The organism is Silvimonas sp. JCM 19000, assembly GCF_054652575.1.
In genome coordinates, this window is record NZ_BAAIHC010000002.1 from 201,488 (window position 1) to 219,564 (window position 18,077).

An 18,077-nucleotide genomic window follows, 5' to 3' on the forward strand; every position below is an offset into this window, starting at 1 on the left:
CGCGTTCCCACATCACACCGAGGTACGCCCGATGAGCGCTTCCATACAACAGCCCGCGCAACCCACCTTGTTATTGATCGGCGCATCGCGCGGCCTTGGCCTGGCGATGGCGACCGAGTTTTTACAGCGCAACTGGCATGTGACCGCCACCGTGCGCGGCACCCGGCCAACGCCTTTGCATGAGCTGGCTGATCAGCACGCAAACGCCTTGCAGATCGAGCAACTGGATATCACGCTACCCGAGCAGATTGCCGCGCTGCGCGAGCGCCTGGCCGAGCGCCAGTTCGACATGTTGTTTGTCAACGCTGGCACCGCCAATACACGGCAGGACGAAACCATTGCCGATATCTCCACCGATGAATTTGTCCGCGTAATGCTCACCAATACGCTGGGCCCGATGCGCGTGGTGGAGGCCTTGCAGCATCAGGTAAAGCCCGACGGTTTGATCGGTGTGATGTCGTCGGGGCAGGGCAGCATCACCAATAACGAAAAAGGCGGGCACGAGGTTTATCGCGGCAGCAAAGCGGCGCTTAACCAGTACATGCGCAGCTATGCCGCGCGCCACGCTGGCGAACCGCGTGCGCTGCTGCTGATGGCGCCAGGCTGGATCCGCACCGAACTTGGCGGCCCGGATGCGCCGTTTGGTGTGGCAGAAACCATGCCTGCCATCGTTGATGTACTGCTGGCTAAACGCGCGCGACCGGGCCTGGAATATCTGGATCGCAATCATCGTGTCGTGCCGTGGTAAAGCGCGCTGCGCTACGGTAGCGCTGCGTGGCGCCCCGGCCGCCGTGCGCGCAGCGTGCTGCGCGGTGAATAACGGCGCTGCGCAGGCGCCGCTTTGCTCAACCGGCCGCGCGTTTCCACTGCTGGATCTGCGCCAGCGTGGCCGTTGCGCCGCCGCAGACGATCACCAGCACATTGGCAAATTCCGCCAATGCCTCCGGCTGATACGCCCATGCCAAAGCCGCGCCGCAAGCGGGTTCGACCAGTACGCGGTGATCATTCAAAAAGCGTTCGCAGGCATCCAGCGCCTGGGCGTCCGAGACCAGCACGCTGCGTAAGGAACGCTGTTGCGACCAGGCAAATGCCTGATCACAAACCTGCTTGGCGCCCAGCGAGGTCGCAACCGACTCGATGCGTTCGATGGCGGTGGGCTTGCCTGCCTGGATGGCGGCGTGCAGCGAGGCGGCGCCGTGGGTTTCTACCGCCAGCACGGGCACGTCAGGCCAGCCATTGCGCTGCAAACCTTCGAGTACGCCGCACAACAAACCGCCGCCACCCACCGACAACACCACCGCGTCGGGTTTGAGGCCGCTGTGGGCCACTTCGTCGATCATGCTGGCGTGACCGGCCCAGAGCAACGGGTCGTCAAACGGATGGATAAACGCATCGGTGGGCGAGACCAGCGTTTGCGCCAGCTGGTTGGCTTCTTGCCAGGAAGCGCCGTGCACGATCACTTCAGCGCCTTCCAGCTTCAGCAGTTCAATGGCGCGCGCGGTGGTGGTTGCGGGGACGACAACGGTGACCGGCAGGCCGAGTTTGCGTCCGGCATAAGCCACGGCCAGCCCGGCATTGCCCCCCGAGGACGAGATAAAGCGCCGCGCGCCCCGGCTGTAATGCGTCTCGCAGGCGTGGCCGACGCCGCGCAATTTAAACGAGCCGCAGGGCTGCAGGGCTTCCATCTTGAGCCAGACGGCAGTATGGGCAGCGGTGCTAAGCGGTCGCGATTCAAGCAGAGGCGTGGCGATATGCAAAGGCATGGGCAAGACCAGAAAGAGGGCGTGGAAAGCACTTATGCCGCACGCCCGGACGCCGGTCAACTGCCCGCAGCGCGGCGCGCGGACCGCGTGCGCACGGTGCGGAGCGTCGCATCGGGTGGTGGCGATCAGCCGCGCCTGGCCAGTGCGGGCTGTTGCAGTCGGATGACTTCCTACCCTTTATGGCGGTGCATTGCCCGGCTTTGCGGTTTAACGGGCCGATATTGCTGTCATCCGCCCACGATACAAAACCTGCCTCACAGCGCCACAGGCAGGGCCTGCGCCATGCGCGTTGTAGGACGCGTATGGGGTGATGACGTGGCGGTAGGTGGTCGCTGATACCCGCTGCATCGGGCCTTGGCCAGCATGCGGGTACCGCCTGAATAGAAGGGCGGCTCAGCTAACCGCAGGAGATCTCCATGTTTATCCACAACAAACGACTGCAATACACCGTCCGGGTGGCACAGCCCAACCCGGGTCTGGCCAACCTGTTACTGGAGCAGTTCGGTGGCCCGCAAGGTGAGCTTGCTGCTGCCATGCGCTATTTCACCCAGGCCGTGAGCGAGGACGATCCGGGCCGCAAGGATTTGCTGCTTGATATCGCCACCGAAGAACTGAGCCATCTGGAAATCATCGGCTCCATCATCGCCATGCTGAACAAAGGCGCCAAGGGCGAACTGGCCGAAGCCACGCAAAGCCAGGCTGATCTGTACCGTGCCATTAACGGTGCCGGTAACGACAGCCATGTGACGCAAGTGCTGTTTGGCGGCGGCCCGGCGCTGGTCAATTCGGCCGGGGTACCCTGGACGGCGGCGTATGTGGACACCATCGGCGAACCCACCGCCGATTTCCGCTCCAACATCGCCGCTGAAGCCCGCGCCAAGATTGTGTACGAGCGCCTGATCAATGTGACTGACGATCCGGGCATCCAGGAAGCACTCGGTTTTTTGATGACGCGCGAAGTGGCGCATCAGAAGTCGTTCGAAAAAGCCTTGTATTCAATCCAGCCTAACTTTCCGCCGGGCAAAGCACCGGCCGACCCGGCGTATTCGGACCTGTATTTCAAGATGTCGCAAGGGGCCGAACCCGAGTTGGGGCCGTGGAACCAGGGCAACGGTCTGGAGCTGGTGCTCGATCCGCAACCGGCCGTCGATGGCGGCAGTGGCGGCGCGACGGTCGAATTGCCCAAAGATCAGATCGCCAACCTTAAAGCACTGGCACGTCGCACTATGTCAGACCCTGATATCGACCCGGTGACCGGGGCCGAACTGGGCCAGACGCCGCAACCGGAATAAGCGTTGCCGGGTTTGCCCGGATGACGGCTGTAAACAAAGCGCCTCCAATCGGAGGCGCTTTTTGTTTGCGGCGGCAAGGTGGCCCCGGAGCGCGTGGTGGGCGATCAGACGGGCGCAGCAGGCTGCGGCGGCGCGGCCGGGACGGCCATATCCTGCTCGCGTCGGGCATTGCTTTGGTAAATCAGGAACAAGGCCAGCGCCAACAGCACCAGGGCGCATTCGCGCTTTGGGCCCAGCGTGATCACCGCATTGCCCAGCCAGCCAAAGTGATCAATCAGCAAGCTCATCAGCAACTGGCCGCTGATCACCGCGACGGTGGCGGCGGCGGTGCCGATGCGCGGCATGGCAAAGACGATGACCAGCATGTAAATCACGCCAAAAAACGCCCCGCCCACTTGCCAACGCGGCACGCTGAACAAGGTGTGGGCGTGGGGTGGCTCCAGAAAAAAGGCCAGCAAAAAGCTGATCAGCGTACCCAGCGCAAAGGTCAGCCATGCGCTTTCCAGCACCCCGACCTCAGCACCCAGCCGCCCATTGATCGCGGATTGCGCGCACAACACCGCACCGCTAACGATCACCAGCAACAACATCAACCAGACCATGGTTCTTCCTTGATTAATGAATCAGCCAGAGCGCGGCCAGAATGGCGAGCAGCGCGCCTACGCGATAGCGATCTACCGCGCGGCGGGCACTCCCCAGCAGACCCCAGTGATCAATGATCAGACTGGCAGCCACCTGGCCGAACAAGATGCCCACCATGGTCAGGCCCACGCCGATATGCGGCGTAGCCAGCGTCAACGCCACCACATACACCGGGCCGAGGATGCCGCCGGTAAGCAGCCAGCGCGGTTGCGCAAACAAGCGCCCCAGGCGCGGCCGACTAAAGATCAGGCCCAGCGTTAATAACACGGTGCCGATGCCAAAGATGCCTAGCGTCGCCCACAAATGCCCGGCCGCCGTGCCCAAGGGCCCCAGCAAGCCGGCCTCTACCGATAAGCCCATGCCCGCCAGCACCACCAGCGGCAATACCCAGAAATGCTTCACCACGCCGTCCCTGCCCAGAAAGAGGCGCTATCGTGCAGGCTTGCGCTAATCGCTACAATCCAGCCCTTAAACAAAACAGTATTGCGATTGCAGCAATCATCGACTGCGACCCGGGAGGTCTTATGCATCTGAAAGCGCATCGCTTTTTTGCCATGGTGGCGACGACGGGCAGTTTCTCGGCTACGGCGCGGCACTTTGGCGTGCCCGCGTCTTCGGTGTCGCGCTTTATTGCGGCGCTGGAACGCGAGCATGGTCAGCAACTGTTGTATCGCAATACCCGGGCGGTGACGCTGACCGAAGCAGGTGAGCGCTATTACGCGCAAATCCGCGAGGTACTGGAGTTGCTCGATGCCGCCGACGAGCAAATCGCGGGTTCCGGCGCTGATATACGCGGCCTGGTGCGCATCAACGCGCCGGTGGCGCTGGGCCGCTTGCATATCGCACCGCTGCTGCAGGGCTTGCAGCAACGCCATCCGGCTTTGATGGTGGAACTGATCCTGACCGATGCCTATATCGATCCGGTGAGCGAGGGCATCGACATGACTTTGCGGGTGGGGCAGGCGGCGGATTCGGGTCTGATCGGGCGCACGCTGTGCCAACAACGTTACGTGCTGGCAGCCAGCCCGGATTATCTGCAACGGCACGGCCAGCCGCTGCTGCCGCAGGATTTGCGCCAGCACCACGGCCTGGTCTATCAAGGCGCGAGCGGGCGCCAACGCTGGTATTTTCGCCAGGCCGCGGACCCGGCCGTGACCGTGATCGACGCCGACGGCCCGCTGCGGAGCAATAACGCCGAAGTGCTGGTCGAAGCGGCGCGCGCCGGGCGCGGCATCGTGCTGTTTCCGCGCTGGCTGTTTCGCCGCGACGATTTCAGCACGGGCGCGCTGCAACGGCTGCTGCCGGACTGGGACGTGTCAGAAGAAGCCAGCCCGAGTCAGATCAACCTGCTCTCGCCAGAAAACCGGCTGCGCTCGCCCAAGGTGCGCGCGGTGTCGGCGTATTTGCTGGATGCAATCGGCACGCCACCCTATTGGGATGCGGCCGACTGATCCACGCCGCGTGTTAGAGGATGTTGCTGTGGGCGCTGCGGCACGACCGCGACGCCGCTGTTTGCCGCTGACCAGGGATGGGGCGGTGCGCAGATGGCAGCCATGCCCTGGCGTTAACGCCCGCTGCGCACCGTCTATCTAATGTTGGCAAAGCATTTCGGCCGCAGCGCGGAATCGGCGTAGGGTGGATCGAACGCGGCTCGGGAATGCCACCGGGTGCCGCGCAGGAGCAGCATCATGTCCAATATCTCCATCCCCGATCGTCGCAAAGCCGAGCGCATCAACTGGGCCAGCCATCGCAATGCCAAAGTCGCCGAAAGCGCGCCGGTGCCGCGCCATGTGGCGCGCAGTCTGTACAAAGGTTTTGGTGGCAGCAGCGCCTATACGCTTAGCCCCGCTAGCGCGCCAGATGTTGAAACCGCCGCCAACGATCAGCCCTGAACACGCCGCCGCCTGCTGGCAGGGATCAAACAAAAACCCGCAATTGCGGGTTTTTGTTTTGTGGCAGCACCTTTACGCTGGCCGAGGCCGCCGCCGCGCACCAGGGCGCTGAACCGGGCGGCATTCTCAGGCTTGCGCCGCGCGATCTGCTCTGTGCTTGCGTTGCCGTGCCAGCAAAGCCACCGCGCCGATGCCAAGCAAGGCCCAGCTTTCGGGTTCCGGCACCGCGGTGGTGATGTTGGCACTGGTATCCACCACAAACGCAAAGGTATAGGTGCCCGGCGCGTCCACATCGATATACCGCTCAAAAATGCCACTCCGGCTTTCGCTGCCGCTGGCGGTCCAGCTGTGGTCATCGATGTCGCCATTGGTGGGTTCGCTGCCGAAATTGGTCTCGAACAGATTGCTGGTGGTGACTTGTGCCCACGACTGCATGCCCACCACCGAGGCGGTAAAGGTATAGGGCAGGCGCATCCAGATGGTGCCGGGCGCAGTCACGTTTACGGTCCAGGTGCTGCCTAGCTGGATGCCAGCCCAACCGTTGTCCCCGTTCACCTGCGCGTAGTCGCGCATAGTCGGCTGGCCCGCGCTGCCGTCGGTGCTGACCAGGCCGGACTGACCATTGGGAAAGCTGAAGGTGGCATTGGGATCGGTCGACGTCCAGGCGCCAGCGGGGTCGTAATAGACGTAGGAAAACGGCGAGTAATCCCCCAGCGTTACCGTGCCGGTACTGCCGGGTCGGTCGATAAAACTGAGCGCCGCCTGATCCCAGTAAATAGACAGGCCCGCGTTGACCTGCGCCTCGGCAAAGACGCAGGGGCTGAGCAGCAGGCTGGCAATAAACCCGATCGCACGTTGCATGACGGCACTCCTTATCCAGGGCTAGATAGAAGCTGCATGTCAGCATAGCTAAAGCAATTACGAAAGTAGCGGCCGCCTGGACGGCGCGGCAATCGATCAATGGCCGCCTTGTGTAGGTGCAACGCCCCTTTTTGTCGCGCCCGCCTGCCCCAGAACGAGCAGGGCACCTGGCAGCGATTGCCGTTGCCGCCGACAGCGCGCCCAGCCCCCCGCGCGCACACTGCAATCTCACCCGCAGCCAGACAAAGCGGGAACCCCACACGACTGAATGGAGAAGGACGATGGCTGATACCAAAGATCTGAAGCACGAACCGAATCACGACCCGGTGACCGGCGAAGGCGAGTTTCACCCGGCGGGTACCGCTGGCGGTGCCGCAGTGGGCGGCGCAGTTGGCATCGGTGCAGCGGCAGCGGCTGGTGCCGCTCTGGGCGCTGCAGCGGGGCCGGTAGGGCTGGCAGCGGGCGCGATTGTCGGCGCCGTGGCCGGTGGCCTGGCAGGCAAAGCCGTGGCTGAGCGCGTCGATCCGACCGTGGAAGACGCCTACTGGCGCGAAAGCCATGCCACGCAAACATTTGCGGCAGGCCGCCCGTTTGATGATTTCCACGGCGCTTATCGCACCGGCTATGAAGGCGCTGACCGCTATCCGGACAAGACATTTGATGAAGTCGAACCCGATCTGCAAGCCGATTACACGCGTAATCGGGGCGATTCAACGCTGGATTGGCCGGACTCACGCGACGCCGCGCGCGCCTCGTGGGATCGCATCGTGGCACAACGCGTAGAACGCTAAGCGCCGCGCAGGCTGAAGTCAGGAACGGCGGGCCGGCATCAATGCCGGCCTTGCTCGTCCGCGCAGGGCGCCGTATTTGCGGCGCCCGCAGTCATGTCTGAGCGATGCACGCTGGCGGGGAGGCCCTATGCGCAAGTTAACCTGGATGTTATTGACGTCGCTGTGCGTGGCAGGCTGCGGCACGCCCAAGGCCAGCTTTTATCCCATCGCCGCCAAAGACCGCAAAAACGTGGCCACGGTGGTGGTGGGCGTGGATACGCTGACCGAAAGCGAATGGCGTTACTGGAGTTATGCCAAAGCAGGTGGCGGCTCGGTCAGCAAAAAGCCGGCCGACGACGCCTTTGTGATCAAACTGCCGCAGGCGCACAGCATGATCGTGATTGAAGTGCCCGCCGATGACAGCGGCCGCTTTGGCCCCGATGTATTTGCCACCGGTGGCAAGACGTATTTCCGCTATTGCAAGGGCGATCAGGTGCCCGCGGTACCGTTGAAGGCGGGTGAGGTGGTGTATGTCGGCGACGTGCATTTGACCAAAGATAAAGGCCTGTTCAGCCTGGCGTATGGGCACGATTTTGCTGCGGCGAAAAAGTTTGTCGCGCGCGATTACCCCGAGCTGGTGGCCAATTTGCGCGATCGACCCTTCAAGAACTTTAAAGTGACCAGCGTTTGCGCGGCGTGAGCGGCGTAGTGACTAGAGCACCACCTGCCCATGCATGGGGTGGGTCTAGACCCACCTTTCAAAGACGCACGTGATTGCTACTTTGCTTGCCGGCTTTGGGTGGTGGGTCTCGACCCACCCTATGGGAGATGCATGCGATTGGAACTTTGTTTGCCGGCTTTGGGTGGTGGGTCTTGACCCACCCTATGCATGCATAAGATGGGTCTGGACCCGCGCGATAGCGGTTTTAGCTCACCGTGCTGTGGTCGGGCGCGGGGGCGCCGAAGGCGAGGCGGATGTATTTTCGGCGTTCGGGGAAGGTCGAAAGGTGTTCGCTCAGGCTGACCAGCGCGGCACGATCCGGATCGTGGTCAGCGCGCTCGCTCAGGGTGTGTGCCAGTGCCCCTTTGATAAAAGCAAACTGGCCTGCATTCATCGATTTTTCGGTCATGATGCTGCCTCCTTGTGATGAACCGGAAATCACCCCAGCCTGGCCCGTTACTGCGTTTTTGCCCGCTACGAATGCGGCGGCGGAACGGCCTGCTGCGGTGTATTTCGATAGTTCTTATTGTCCGCTTGTAACAGCGTTTGCTTTATCGGCCATGCGCACATCCCGTTGTCATCTAAAGCCTGAGGCGCCGTTAAGGCGCAAGCGGTTTGGGTTGCAGGCCGAATGCTGCCGCCCATGTCTCATTCTGGTGCGCTGCAGGCCGGGCAGCGCGCCGTATCAAACCGCGCCACCAACACGGTCCGCCGCCGCAACCGCACCTACTGCGCCGCGCCCATCCGCGCCACGCTGCAACTCATCCGCGCTGCATGCAGTTCATCGCGCCTGATGACGGCTGGTCGCAAGTCCAGCCGGGCCAGCCCGCTTGTGCCGAGAATGGCTACATCTCAACGCGGAAGCCGACACCATGAACCTGCATCGTTTAGCCCTTGCCCTGACCAGCCTGATTGCCCTGCATAGCGCCGCCTGGAGCGCACCCGCATCCGCCCCGGCCGCAGCAGTGCAAGCTGAGCCGGGCTTGCCCGAGCGCAGCAAACTGTTGTTCTGGTCACCCGAAGAGCAACGCGTTGGCTATCAACAGATGGAACGGATTTTCCCCGGCCGCACGGCGCCTGCCGCCGCCACGCCCAGCACCTTGCCCGTAGCCGCCCAGCGCATCGACGTCTCCTTTAACTGGCAAGGCAAAACCACCGACCTGGCCCGCTATATGCAAGACCAGAATGTCTCCGGCTTGCTGGTGCTGTCGCACGGCCAGATTGTGCTGGAAAAATACGCGCTGGGCCTGAGCCAGAGCGGGCGCTGGACTTCCTGGTCGATGGCCAAATCGGTCACCTCGACGCTGGTCGGCGCAGCGATTCAGGATGGATCCATCCATAACGTCGATGATGCGGTCACCCGCTATCTGCCCGAACTGGCAGGCAGCGCTTATCGCGATGTGACGGTGCGGCAGTTGCTGACCATGACCTCCGGCGTGCGCTGGAATGAGGACTACCGTGACCCCGGCGCCGATGTGAACAAACTGGGCGCCGCGGTGATGCAGAAGGGCGATGCAGGCTTGCTCGATTACATGGCCAGACTGCCGCGCGACACCGCGCCGGGTACCGCCTTTGTCTACAAAACCGGCGAATCCGATCTGATCGGTCTGCTGGTCAGCCGCGCCACCCAACAGCCGCTGGCGGATTATCTGTCGCAGAAAATCTGGCAGCCGGTGGGCATGGAACAAGCCGCATTCTGGGTGAGCGGTCCGCACGGCACGGCCATGAGCGGATGTTGCCTGAGCAGTTCCTTGCGCGATTACGGCCGCTTTGCCCAGTTCTTCATGCACGGTGGCAAGGCCGCCGATGGCACACAAATCCTGCCGCCCGACTGGACCCGTCAGGCCACTACCTCGGTGGCCGATACCGCCAACACCGACCATGGTTATGGCTATCAATGGTGGACCGGCGCGCACGGCACTTACACTGCGCGCGGCATCTTTGGCCAGGCCATGTACTTTGATCCGGCCAAAGATCTGGTGGTGGTGCAACTGGCGGCCTGGCCGCACGCCACTGACGCAGAGCGGGTGGCTGAGCGTGACGCGCTGTTTGCCGCCGTGGCCGCCCAGGTTCACTGAACGCACGCCACGCACAAGCCACCGCCCGCAGTGTCGGGACGGTGGCTTGTTGCATGGTGCAAGCGTGACCAGATTGATGGTCCCGCCTGGCGCGCTTCAAGCCTGCGCCTGGCTGGTAGCGTTCAGCGTCGCGTGGGCAATGGCCGAGGCCGAAATGGCCGCCGGAAAGCCGGCATAAAACGCCAGATGCGTAATCACCTCCGCCAGTTCGGGCGCGGTAACGCCGTTGCTGATGGCGCGGCGCAAATGCGCCGGCAACTCGTCGGCATGGCCGCCTGCAATCAGCGCGGCGATGGTGATCATGCTGCGGTCGCGTGGGCTCAAGGCGGCGTCTTGCCAGAATTGCGGGTAGAGCGTGTCGTCGACAAATTGCGACAGTTTGGGCGTAAACGCGCGGGCTGCTTCGCGCGGACTGCTGAAATCAAGCTTGCTCATGATGGGCTCCGTTCAGGCCTGGCTGATAAATTTGTGGGTGAGATAGTGATCGATGCCTTCGCGGCCGCCTTCCGAACCGATGCCGCTTTCCTTCAGGCCGCCAAAGGGCAACTCGGTGGCCACGATGCGGTATTGATTGATGCCGATCATGCCGGCTTCCAGCCGGTCGCCGACGGTCATGGCCGTGCGCACGTTGCTGGTAAACGCATAGGCAGACAAACCGTAGGGCAGGCGGTTGGCCTCGGCCAGACCGTCTTCCAGTGCATCAAACGGCCGCAGGATGGCGATGGGGCCGAACGGTTCTTCATGCATGACGCGGGCGTCCATCGGCACATCGGCCAGTACCGTCGGTTCAAAGAAATAGCCATCGCGCTCAATGCGTTTGCCGCCGGTCAAAACGCGCGCGCCACGGGCAATAGCGTCGGCCACCAGTTCTTCCATCTTGGCCAGTTGGCGCGGGTTGGCCAGCGGCCCCACTTGCGTGCCGGGCTGCAGACCATCGCCCACTTGCAGCGCGCGGGTGGCGGCGATAAAGGTCTCGACAAACTGCGCGTATACGCCGCGCTGGATCAAAAAACGCGTGGATGAAATGCAGATCTGCCCGGTGCCGCGAAAGCGATTGGCGGCGCCTTGCACGGCGGCTTGCTCCACCTCGGCATCGTCAAACACCAACACCGGGCCGTGTCCGCCCAGTTCCAGCGTAATCGGCTTGACGCCCGCACCTGCGCGCTCGGCCAGCAAGCGGCCAATCGGCACCGAGCCGGTGAAGGTGACTTTGCGGATCAGTGGTGAAGCAATCAACTGGCGCGATACCTGGTCCGGCACGCCAAACACCACTTGCAGCACGCCTTTGGGCAGACCCGCATCGTCCAGCGCCCGCGCCAATGCCAGAGCGGTGGCGGGGCTTTCTTCGCCTGGCTTGATAATGACGCTACAACCGGCCGCCAGCGCTGCCGACAACTTGCGCGCCGGGGTAATGGCCGGAAAATTCCACGGCGTAAACGCCGCCACCGGGCCGATGGCCTGGCGCTTGACCAGTTGCTGCACGCCGGGCCGGTTGGACGGCACCACGCGGCCGTCGATACGGCGCGCTTCTTCAGCAAACCATTCAAAGTAATCCGCGGCGCGCAGCACTTCGTCACGTGCTTCGGCCAGCGGTTTGCCTTCTTCCAGCACCATCTGGGTGGCGATATGCTCGGCACGCTGGCGTATCAGCGTGGCGGCTTGTTTGAGAATGCGCGCCCGTTCGGCGGGGGCGGTCTGGCTCCACAGTCTGAAACTGGTCTCTGCGTGGCTTAGCGCGGCATCCAGATCGGCGCTGCTGGCCAGCGGCACCTGGCCGATTACAGCGGCGCTGGCGGGGTTGATGACAGCGGCGGTGGTGCGCGCTTGCGCGTCGATCCACTGGCCGCCAATAAACAAGAACAGCGGATCATATTCTGCGGTTTGCATGGTCAGGCTCCTTCGGACTACACGGGTGGAAACAGAGGTGTGGTGCGCGCAGAAAGGAGCTTATGCCGCTGAGCTTTGGTCGATAATACCGCCGTCACCCATAACGGCTTTGCACGGGACGCATAGATGCAGATCGAAAAGATGGCAGAGTTTCTCGGCGTATTTGCCGACGTGGCGCGCGAGGGCAGCTTCTCGGGCGCGGCGCGGCGGCGCGGCATTACGCCGTCGTCGGTGGCGCGGCAGATCGATGCCCTGGAGGCGCAACTGGCAGCACCGCTGTTTATCCGCTCCACCCGCCTGCTGACGCTGACCGATGCCGGCCACACCCTGTTGCTGCGGGCGCGGCACATCCTCGACGCGCTGGCTGATGCGCACCAGGAAGTGGCTTCGATGAGCGGGCAAGTCTCGGGCACTTTGCGCGTGGCGTGTTTCCCCAGTTTTGGCAAACGCTATGTCATTCCGGTAGTCAGCGCGCTGATGCGGCAATATCCCGCGCTGGCTATCGAACTCGATCTGACCGAACGCCTGGCCGATCCGGTGGCGGAGCGGGTGGATATCGTTATCCGCATGGGCGAGCTCGGCGACAGCACGCTGATCGCCACCCGGCTGGCCACGCAAACCCGCGTGCTGTGCGCCAGCCCGGCTTATCTGGCTGCCCACACGCCTATCCATGCCGCATGCGATCTGGCTGACCAGCGTTTGATCGACAAACTGCATGGCGCGGATCTGCTGGGCTGGGCTGATCTATTGCCGCAAGCGCTGCGGCAACTGGGCAAACCCGCCGTGTTTTACTGCGACGATTTTGAAGCGATGCGCCTGGCCGCATGCGAAGGCCTGGGCGTGGCGTATTTGCCGGATTGGGTAGTGGGGCCGGATATTCAGGCGGGCGAGCTGGTGCAGGTGTTACCGCAATGGTCGCAACAAGCGGCCAGCCGTACTGGCATCCATGCCTTGCGCGCATTGCGCCAGCCGTCACCGCGCGTGACCGCCTTGCTGGATGGTCTGCGCGCGCACATCGGCACGCCGCCGCGCTGGGCCGTGGACGCGCGCACAGCAGCGACGTCGGACTGAGCGCACGACGATTTGACCAGGCATTTTGATTCAGGAAACCGACGGCATGCACATCTCTCGTTTACCTCTGTTCAGCGCCGGGCTGGCGCTGGTTCTGGCGCTGCCGCTGGCGCAAGCGCGCGATCTGGAATTTGGCGGCTACACCTGGACTGTACGCAGTGGCCGCGGCGGGCCGGGGCCGAATGCATGGGATGAGCGCAATGTCTGGCTGGATAAAGACGGCCTGCATTTGCGCATCAGCTACCACGACGGCGCCTGGTATTGCGCCGAACTGACCACGCGCCAGGCGCTGGGCTTTGGACATTACCAGGTCGAGTTGGCGGGACGGCCGGATTTGTTTGATCGCAATGTGGTGTTGGGCTTGTTCAATTACGCCGGGCCGGATGGCAATAACGAGATCGATATCGAGTTTGCGCAATGGGGCAAGGCCAACAATCTGGATCGTCTCAACTGGACGGTCTATCCGGCGCATGGCGGCAGCAAAGCCGGGCATGTCGCGCTGCCGTTGCAGCTGGACAGCAATGCCAGCACGCATTTATGGACATGGTCGCCCAAGGCGGTGGAATACCTCAGCTACCAGGGTTGGCTGTCGCAAAGCACCACACAGCCGGTGATCGGGCGCTGGCATTACGCGCCGCCGCAATTGGCGGCCGTGCCGCAAACCCCGATGCCGCTGCATTTGAATCTGTGGCTCAACCATGGCGAGGCGCCGACCGATCGCCAGCCGGTGGAAGTTGTGCTGCGCTCGTTCTCGTTTGAGCCGCTCTGACACCGGGCCCGCGCGCTGCGGACTGACCTGGTGCAGCTGATTGCAGCGGCGCTGCGGCGGGCCATCGGCACATAAAAAAACGGCCGCGCGCAATTGCGGCGGCCGTTGCTGCGGCAGGCAGCGCTTTATTGCACAAAATCCACCGCGTCGTACGCTACGCCGGGGCTCAGATAGGTGGTGCCGGACGAGCCGCTGATCACATTGATGGTCAGCGTATTAGTACCCGCCACCAGCGCGCTGGCGGGCACGCTATAGGTGTACAGCGTGTTGTTGCCGCGATAGGTGCCCACCGTCATGTTGCGGGTATCCGGCTGGCTGGAGGCAGTGGGGTTGGCCGAGCTCCAGTTATTGACCACGATCTGCGGCCGGCCGCCGGCGTAGGCGGTGGTGATGCCGATACGCACTTTGCTGGCCACCAATTGGCTGGCGCTCAGATTGAACTGCACGACTTGCGCGCCATTGACGCTTTTCCAGCTATAGGCCGGGAAACCGGTGGCGGCGGTGGACGTGCCCACCACAAAAGTGCCCGGCGTCCAGCTGGCCATGCGCACATCGGACGGATGCATGCGGTTGACCTTGTCGCCATTGAGCAACTCCAGTGGCGTGCCATCCCAGTCGCCGATGCGCCACAGCGCGGTGGTCGCGGACGGATCGTTGCTGATGGCCAATGCGCCCAGATTGAGCGTGCTGCCGGCGCTGACGGTGACGTCCTGGCTGGCAACGGCCAGCTCATTCTTGTAGACCTGCATTGCATAGGTGCCGGGCAACATGCCCGCGCAGCTGAAATTGCCGCTGCTGGCGTCGATGGTGGTCCAGTACTGCGCAGCGCTGTTGGCAAAGGCCACGGTGTAGCGATAGTTACTGTCGCGGCCACTCACCCCGGTGCCGCTGACGGTGCCGCGGCCGCTGGCGCCCACCCAGCCTTTGAGGCCCATATCGGCATACCAACTGGTGTCGATGATGTCGGGCGCGCTGCCGTCGGTGAAGGCGAGGGCGTAGGTATTCAACACGCTGGTGCGGAAGGCCTCGGTCTGCGCCATGCCGTAGTTGATGATGTAGGTCAGTTGCTGCTGCGTGCTGGTGCCCTGGTTAAGCAGGCTGCGGTAGAACGGGCCACCGGACATGCCTTCGCTATTGCCGCGTACCACCCACATGCCCACACCGCTGCCTTGCGCGCCGATGTAATACCAGTCACGCAAACGCTGGTTGGAATAATGCTTGGATCGGGTTTCGCCATTGGCCGTGCCAAAAATATCGGCCGATTCGATGGTGCCGGTGATATCGGTCAGATCGGAAGCAGCCGGGCCGGTTGGCACTTGCGACTTGAGCGCGCGCACCAGATAGCGCACAAAGCCTTCGTTCACCTGGTTGGGTTCGGACGCAAAGATCGTGCCCATATACACGCGTGGATCGCCACGGCGCGCCAGGTAGTAGTGCGTCATGTCGCCGGCGGTGACCGTGATACGGATATGGTCGGCATCCAGAAGCGCGGCGTCGACCACCACGGCGTCTTCGTTGGTATCGGTATACAGGTAGCCCGCGCCCGCATTCAGCTGCGTGCCCGCCGAGGTGTCTTGATATTCAACGCCTTTGTAGACCAGCGAGGCCAGATCGCCCGGTGCCTGGGTACTGGCCGAGTAATCGCCGCGCCGTACTTTAAACACCAGGCCAGCGCCGGTATCGACGGTGTAATAAGTGCTGCTGGTGGTCAGCCCAAAACTGCTGGCGCTACTGGTATCGAGAGTGGGCTTGGCGATGGCGGTGGTGCAGCCCGATTGCAAAGTGGCGCCGGTAGAGCCAGTGAGCACGCTGGCAGCGGCATCGCCCGCGCTGTTATCCGTGGACGTGCTGGTTGTCGTCGGTGTGGGCGTGGGTGTGGTGCCCGTCCCGCTGGAACTGGTGCTGCCGGCACCCGTAACGGTGGTAGAACCGTCGCTGCTGGCGCTGCTTGTATTTGTGGCGGTGCCCGTGGCACTGCCGGTCAAGCTGTCCCCATTCGAATCGCCGCCACAACCCGCCAGCAGCAACGTGCTGGCTACCCACAAAACGGCACCGCGTGCCCATGCCTGACTCACCATCAAACCCCCCAGTCTGGATAAGGGCCAAGCCGGCGCATCGCCGTCGCTTGGCCTGTGTTATTGATTTTTGTTTTTGTTTACTTCGAACTGGCGGGCAATCTATCACTGGCGAATCAAACGGCTGTTTAACTTGCGGACGGACGTCGGCGGACGGGCGATGGCTGTGCGGCCTGGCGGGCAGTGCCGGGCTTGCGGCCACAAAATTTGCTGCGCGATAACACGCGGGTGGGATCAGCAGGCGGACTGTTGCAGCGCGAGATTAGCGCTGTGGTTTTATCCGCCCGCAGCCAGGGTTTCGAAGGCAATCTGTTGCAATGCGCTCGCCTGCGCTGGCGAGATCCCCAACTCCGCTGCGCTGCTTTCGTGCGGGCCGAGCGTGCGTGGGTCTACGCCCGTGATCTGGCCAAACAGCACCAGCGCCGCCAGGTAATAGCCGTAGCTGCTGGCGTGGTAGTTGTCCCAGCTCCACAGATCGACCTGACCGTAGCTGATGCCGTCGTAGGGATCCGGGTCGGCCAGCCGGTTGAAGGCGCGGTTCCACGCCTCGCCAACCGGGATGACCGCCGCAATGGCCGGATGCGCGGCTTTGGCCTGGTCATAGCCGGCGCGTACATCGCGCGCCATTTGCGTGATCGGCTTGCCGTACCAGTGGCCGCCCGCTTGATAAGTCTGGTCGGCGCGGGACCAGGTCGATTCCAGATAGATCGTGACATTGGGGTTTTGCGCGGTCAGCGCGCGCGTCAGTTTGCCGCTGAAGTTGATCAGACTGGCCGGATCGCCCGGTGCAGCTTCGTCCAGCACGGAATGACTTTGCAACACCACCACGTCCCACGGCCTGGCGATCAGATCGAGCTTGTGCTGGTAATGAAAATCGAGGCCTTTGCCGGGCGCGGTTTCCAGGCTAACCGCGTAATCCAGCCCGGCTTGCCGCGTAAAGTTCTTGAACAGGCCAGGCACGCCGCCATCACCGCCGTGGTTAAGGTCGGTCACGCTGTCGGCGCGGTAATGAAAAGCCGCTGAGTTGGCGCCAAAGGTAAAACTGTTGCCGACGAACAAAATGGTTTTGCTGGCCGGTACGCTCGCCGACGCGGTGATGGGCGTTGGGGTGGCCGCCATTGCGGCCGGGGATAGTGCGAGGGTGGCCAGGCAAGCCAGCAGCAGCGAGGCCAGGCGCACGCTGTTTGCGCGCGGTGCAGGCGCGCGATGCGGCGCGGCGTGGTCGGGTTGCAGCATGGGTGAGTCTCCTTGGGCCGCGAGCGGTGAGGGGGGCAGCTTATGATCAAGAGCCCTACCGCCCGGCGGAAGTTCATCGGGTGGCCCCGCCAACACGCCGCCAGCGCGGTTTTATCGTGCATATCGGCGGTCTGACCAGGAGGAGTCCTGGTCTGTCGTGTTATAAGAAGGCGCTAAGCTGTTCACACAACAAGTTGGCCAGGTCAGGCCGCCCTAGCGTACCCATCGCCCACCTTTCGGAGACCTACCATGAACTCGCGTACTTGCCATGAATCCGCCGCCCTTAAACACAGCGAACGGCATTGTTCCACTTGCTCATTGCGGGAGCTGTGTCTGCCGGTGGGTTTGTCCACGGTAGAACTGGAAAGCGTGTCCGACCTGGTGTCGCGCGGGCGCCGTCTGCATCGCGGTGAGGTATTGTTCCGCGCCAATGGCGCGTTTGAAAATCTGTATGCCGTCCGCTTTGGTTCGTTCAAATCCAGCGTGCTGGGCGCAGGTGGCCAGGAACAGATCACCGGCTTTTCGATGATGGGCGATCTGATGGGCATGGACGGCATCGAGCGTAATACTTATTCGTCCGACATGGTGGCGCTGGAAGACAGCGAGGTGTGCACTTTTCCGTTTTCGGCCATGGAAGCGCTGAGCACGCGCATCCCGGCTTTGCGCCGTCATCTGTATCGCGTGCTCAGCCGCGAAATCCGCAATGACCACGGCATGATGTTGCTGCTGGGCAAGATGCAGGCCGACGAGCGCGTGGCAACCTTTATCCATACGCTGTCTTTGCGCCACGCCCAGCGCGGTTATTCCGGCTCGGCGTTTCATCTGCGCATGACGCGTGAAGAAATTGGCAGCTATCTGGGCCTGACCCTGGAAACGGTCAGCCGGATGTTTGCCCGTTTGCAGCAACAAGGCATCCTGGATGTGCAGGGCCGGCTGGTGACCATTCTTGATATGGACGCGCTGGAAAACATCGGCGCGGCCTGTAAATAAGCGTGTGACAGGCGCGGCGGTGGGGCCGGG

20 protein-coding genes are annotated in these 18,077 nt (G+C 62.9%); 11 read left to right on the forward strand and 9 right to left on the reverse strand.

Annotated features, from left to right (window positions below):
* The first annotated feature begins 31 nt into the window (after positions 1-31).
* Complete coding sequence (locus ACYQ1A_RS03300; protein ID WP_499360177.1) at positions 32-748, forward strand: SDR family oxidoreductase; 717 nt, start codon at positions 32-34, stop codon at positions 746-748.
* Positions 749-845: 97 nt separating this feature from the next.
* Here ACYQ1A_RS03300 and ACYQ1A_RS03305 read toward each other — a convergent pair whose 3' ends face one another.
* Entirely contained in the window at positions 846-1,763 is a 918-nt protein-coding gene (locus tag ACYQ1A_RS03305) for a pyridoxal-phosphate dependent enzyme (protein ID WP_499360178.1), read from the reverse strand.
* Between the two features lie 416 nt (positions 1,764-2,179).
* On the opposite strand from ACYQ1A_RS03305, the gene ACYQ1A_RS03310 reads away from it, so the two are divergent.
* Entirely contained in the window at positions 2,180-3,055 is an 876-nt protein-coding gene (locus ACYQ1A_RS03310; RefSeq protein WP_499360179.1) for a manganese catalase family protein, read from the forward strand.
* A gap of 104 nt (positions 3,056-3,159) precedes the next feature.
* On the opposite strand, the gene ACYQ1A_RS03315 is transcribed toward ACYQ1A_RS03310, so the two are convergent.
* Both ACYQ1A_RS03315 and ACYQ1A_RS03320 read right to left on the reverse strand, forming a co-directional pair.
* A complete protein-coding gene (locus ACYQ1A_RS03315; RefSeq protein ID WP_499360181.1) occupies positions 3,160-3,657 on the reverse strand; it encodes a DMT family transporter in 498 nt (165 codons plus the stop codon).
* 13 nt (positions 3,658-3,670) lie between these two features.
* The gene (locus ACYQ1A_RS03320) at positions 3,671-4,099 is read right to left on the reverse strand and encodes a DMT family transporter (protein ID WP_499360183.1); all 429 of its coding nucleotides are present in this window, start codon (positions 4,097-4,099) and stop codon (positions 3,671-3,673) included.
* A gap of 122 nt (positions 4,100-4,221) precedes the next feature.
* Here ACYQ1A_RS03320 and ACYQ1A_RS03325 point away from each other — a divergent pair, with 122 nt between their 5' ends.
* Together ACYQ1A_RS03325 and ACYQ1A_RS03330 are read left to right on the forward strand one after the other, a co-directional pair.
* Entirely contained in the window at positions 4,222-5,148 is a 927-nt protein-coding gene (locus ACYQ1A_RS03325) for a LysR family transcriptional regulator (protein WP_499360184.1), read from the forward strand.
* 237 nt (positions 5,149-5,385) lie between these two features.
* Complete coding sequence (locus ACYQ1A_RS03330; protein ID WP_062225560.1) at positions 5,386-5,589, forward strand: hypothetical protein; 204 nt, start codon at positions 5,386-5,388, stop codon at positions 5,587-5,589.
* A gap of 126 nt (positions 5,590-5,715) precedes the next feature.
* Here the strand turns inward: ACYQ1A_RS03330 and ACYQ1A_RS03335 are convergent, their stop codons facing one another.
* Positions 5,716-6,450 (reverse strand): PEP-CTERM sorting domain-containing protein, encoded by a 735-nt coding sequence (locus ACYQ1A_RS03335; protein ID WP_499360187.1) that lies wholly within the window; start codon positions 6,448-6,450, stop codon positions 5,716-5,718.
* 281 nt (positions 6,451-6,731) lie between these two features.
* Here ACYQ1A_RS03335 and ACYQ1A_RS03340 point away from each other — a divergent pair, with 281 nt between their 5' ends.
* Both ACYQ1A_RS03340 and ACYQ1A_RS03345 read left to right on the forward strand, forming a co-directional pair.
* Positions 6,732-7,241 carry a hypothetical protein gene (locus ACYQ1A_RS03340; RefSeq protein ID WP_499360188.1) on the forward strand — a complete coding sequence of 170 codons (510 nt, stop codon included), beginning with the start codon at positions 6,732-6,734 and terminating at the stop codon, positions 7,239-7,241.
* A 127-nt stretch (positions 7,242-7,368) separates the two neighbouring features.
* Positions 7,369-7,920 carry a hypothetical protein gene (locus ACYQ1A_RS03345; protein WP_499360190.1) on the forward strand — a complete coding sequence of 184 codons (552 nt, stop codon included), beginning with the start codon at positions 7,369-7,371 and terminating at the stop codon, positions 7,918-7,920.
* 226 nt (positions 7,921-8,146) lie between these two features.
* On the opposite strand, the gene ACYQ1A_RS03350 is transcribed toward ACYQ1A_RS03345, so the two are convergent.
* A complete protein-coding gene (locus ACYQ1A_RS03350; RefSeq protein WP_499360192.1) occupies positions 8,147-8,350 on the reverse strand; it encodes a hypothetical protein in 204 nt (67 codons plus the stop codon).
* 463 nt (positions 8,351-8,813) lie between these two features.
* Between ACYQ1A_RS03350 and ACYQ1A_RS03355 the strand changes: the two genes are divergently transcribed.
* The gene (locus tag ACYQ1A_RS03355; protein ID WP_499360193.1) at positions 8,814-10,019 is read left to right on the forward strand and encodes a serine hydrolase domain-containing protein; all 1,206 of its coding nucleotides are present in this window, start codon (positions 8,814-8,816) and stop codon (positions 10,017-10,019) included.
* Between the two features lie 96 nt (positions 10,020-10,115).
* On the opposite strand, the gene ACYQ1A_RS03360 is transcribed toward ACYQ1A_RS03355, so the two are convergent.
* Positions 10,116-10,454 carry a carboxymuconolactone decarboxylase family protein gene (locus ACYQ1A_RS03360; protein WP_499360195.1) on the reverse strand — a complete coding sequence of 113 codons (339 nt, stop codon included), beginning with the start codon at positions 10,452-10,454 and terminating at the stop codon, positions 10,116-10,118.
* A 12-nt stretch (positions 10,455-10,466) separates the two neighbouring features.
* A complete protein-coding gene (locus ACYQ1A_RS03365; protein ID WP_499360197.1) occupies positions 10,467-11,906 on the reverse strand; it encodes an NAD-dependent succinate-semialdehyde dehydrogenase in 1,440 nt (479 codons plus the stop codon).
* 126 nt (positions 11,907-12,032) lie between these two features.
* Here ACYQ1A_RS03365 and ACYQ1A_RS03370 point away from each other — a divergent pair, with 126 nt between their 5' ends.
* Entirely contained in the window at positions 12,033-12,977 is a 945-nt protein-coding gene (locus ACYQ1A_RS03370) for a LysR family transcriptional regulator (protein WP_062224149.1), read from the forward strand.
* 46 nt (positions 12,978-13,023) lie between these two features.
* Positions 13,024-13,746 carry a glycoside hydrolase family 16 protein gene (locus ACYQ1A_RS03375; RefSeq protein WP_062224160.1) on the forward strand — a complete coding sequence of 241 codons (723 nt, stop codon included), beginning with the start codon at positions 13,024-13,026 and terminating at the stop codon, positions 13,744-13,746.
* A 125-nt stretch (positions 13,747-13,871) separates the two neighbouring features.
* Here ACYQ1A_RS03375 and ACYQ1A_RS03380 read toward each other — a convergent pair whose 3' ends face one another.
* Positions 13,872-15,554 (reverse strand): rhamnogalacturonan lyase B N-terminal domain-containing protein, encoded by a 1,683-nt coding sequence (locus ACYQ1A_RS03380; protein ID WP_499360200.1) that lies wholly within the window; start codon positions 15,552-15,554, stop codon positions 13,872-13,874.
* Here ACYQ1A_RS03380 and ACYQ1A_RS03385 point away from each other — a divergent pair.
* A complete protein-coding gene (locus ACYQ1A_RS03385; protein WP_499360202.1) occupies positions 15,547-15,816 on the forward strand; it encodes a hypothetical protein in 270 nt (89 codons plus the stop codon). The two genes, ACYQ1A_RS03380 and ACYQ1A_RS03385, sit on opposite strands and share 8 nt — an antisense overlap.
* A 281-nt stretch (positions 15,817-16,097) precedes the next feature.
* On the opposite strand, the gene ACYQ1A_RS03390 is transcribed toward ACYQ1A_RS03385, so the two are convergent.
* Complete coding sequence (locus ACYQ1A_RS03390) at positions 16,098-17,057, reverse strand: hypothetical protein (RefSeq protein WP_499360203.1); 960 nt, start codon at positions 17,055-17,057, stop codon at positions 16,098-16,100.
* A gap of 249 nt (positions 17,058-17,306) precedes the next feature.
* Between ACYQ1A_RS03390 and fnr the strand changes: the two genes are divergently transcribed.
* A complete protein-coding gene (fnr, locus tag ACYQ1A_RS03395; protein ID WP_062221998.1) occupies positions 17,307-18,047 on the forward strand; it encodes a fumarate/nitrate reduction transcriptional regulator Fnr in 741 nt (246 codons plus the stop codon).
* Positions 18,048-18,077: the final 30 nt, after the last annotated feature.

Bases quoted from the DNA above. Each gene is read 5' to 3' on its own strand.
- ACYQ1A_RS03310 (WP_499360179.1), top strand. From the start codon at position 2,180: ATGTTTATCCACAACAAACGACTGCAATACACCGTCCGGGTGGCACAG.
- ACYQ1A_RS03390 (WP_499360203.1), bottom strand. From the start codon at position 17,057: ATGCTGCAACCCGACCACGCCGCGCCGCATCGCGCGCCTGCACCGCGC.
- ACYQ1A_RS03335 (WP_499360187.1), bottom strand. From the start codon at position 6,450: ATGCAACGTGCGATCGGGTTTATTGCCAGCCTGCTGCTCAGCCCCTGC.
- ACYQ1A_RS03330 (WP_062225560.1), top strand. From the start codon at position 5,386: ATGTCCAATATCTCCATCCCCGATCGTCGCAAAGCCGAGCGCATCAAC.
- ACYQ1A_RS03375 (WP_062224160.1), top strand. From the start codon at position 13,024: ATGCACATCTCTCGTTTACCTCTGTTCAGCGCCGGGCTGGCGCTGGTT.
- ACYQ1A_RS03325 (WP_499360184.1), top strand. From the start codon at position 4,222: ATGCATCTGAAAGCGCATCGCTTTTTTGCCATGGTGGCGACGACGGGC.
- ACYQ1A_RS03345 (WP_499360190.1), top strand. From the start codon at position 7,369: ATGCGCAAGTTAACCTGGATGTTATTGACGTCGCTGTGCGTGGCAGGC.
- ACYQ1A_RS03355 (WP_499360193.1), top strand. From the start codon at position 8,814: ATGAACCTGCATCGTTTAGCCCTTGCCCTGACCAGCCTGATTGCCCTG.
- ACYQ1A_RS03300 (WP_499360177.1), top strand. From the start codon at position 32: ATGAGCGCTTCCATACAACAGCCCGCGCAACCCACCTTGTTATTGATC.
- ACYQ1A_RS03315 (WP_499360181.1), bottom strand. From the start codon at position 3,657: ATGGTCTGGTTGATGTTGTTGCTGGTGATCGTTAGCGGTGCGGTGTTG.
- ACYQ1A_RS03340 (WP_499360188.1), top strand. From the start codon at position 6,732: ATGGCTGATACCAAAGATCTGAAGCACGAACCGAATCACGACCCGGTG.
- ACYQ1A_RS03360 (WP_499360195.1), bottom strand. From the start codon at position 10,454: ATGAGCAAGCTTGATTTCAGCAGTCCGCGCGAAGCAGCCCGCGCGTTT.
- fnr (WP_062221998.1), top strand. From the start codon at position 17,307: ATGAACTCGCGTACTTGCCATGAATCCGCCGCCCTTAAACACAGCGAA.
- ACYQ1A_RS03350 (WP_499360192.1), bottom strand. From the start codon at position 8,350: ATGACCGAAAAATCGATGAATGCAGGCCAGTTTGCTTTTATCAAAGGG.
- ACYQ1A_RS03305 (WP_499360178.1), bottom strand. From the start codon at position 1,763: ATGCCTTTGCATATCGCCACGCCTCTGCTTGAATCGCGACCGCTTAGC.
- ACYQ1A_RS03365 (WP_499360197.1), bottom strand. From the start codon at position 11,906: ATGCAAACCGCAGAATATGATCCGCTGTTCTTGTTTATTGGCGGCCAG.
- ACYQ1A_RS03370 (WP_062224149.1), top strand. From the start codon at position 12,033: ATGCAGATCGAAAAGATGGCAGAGTTTCTCGGCGTATTTGCCGACGTG.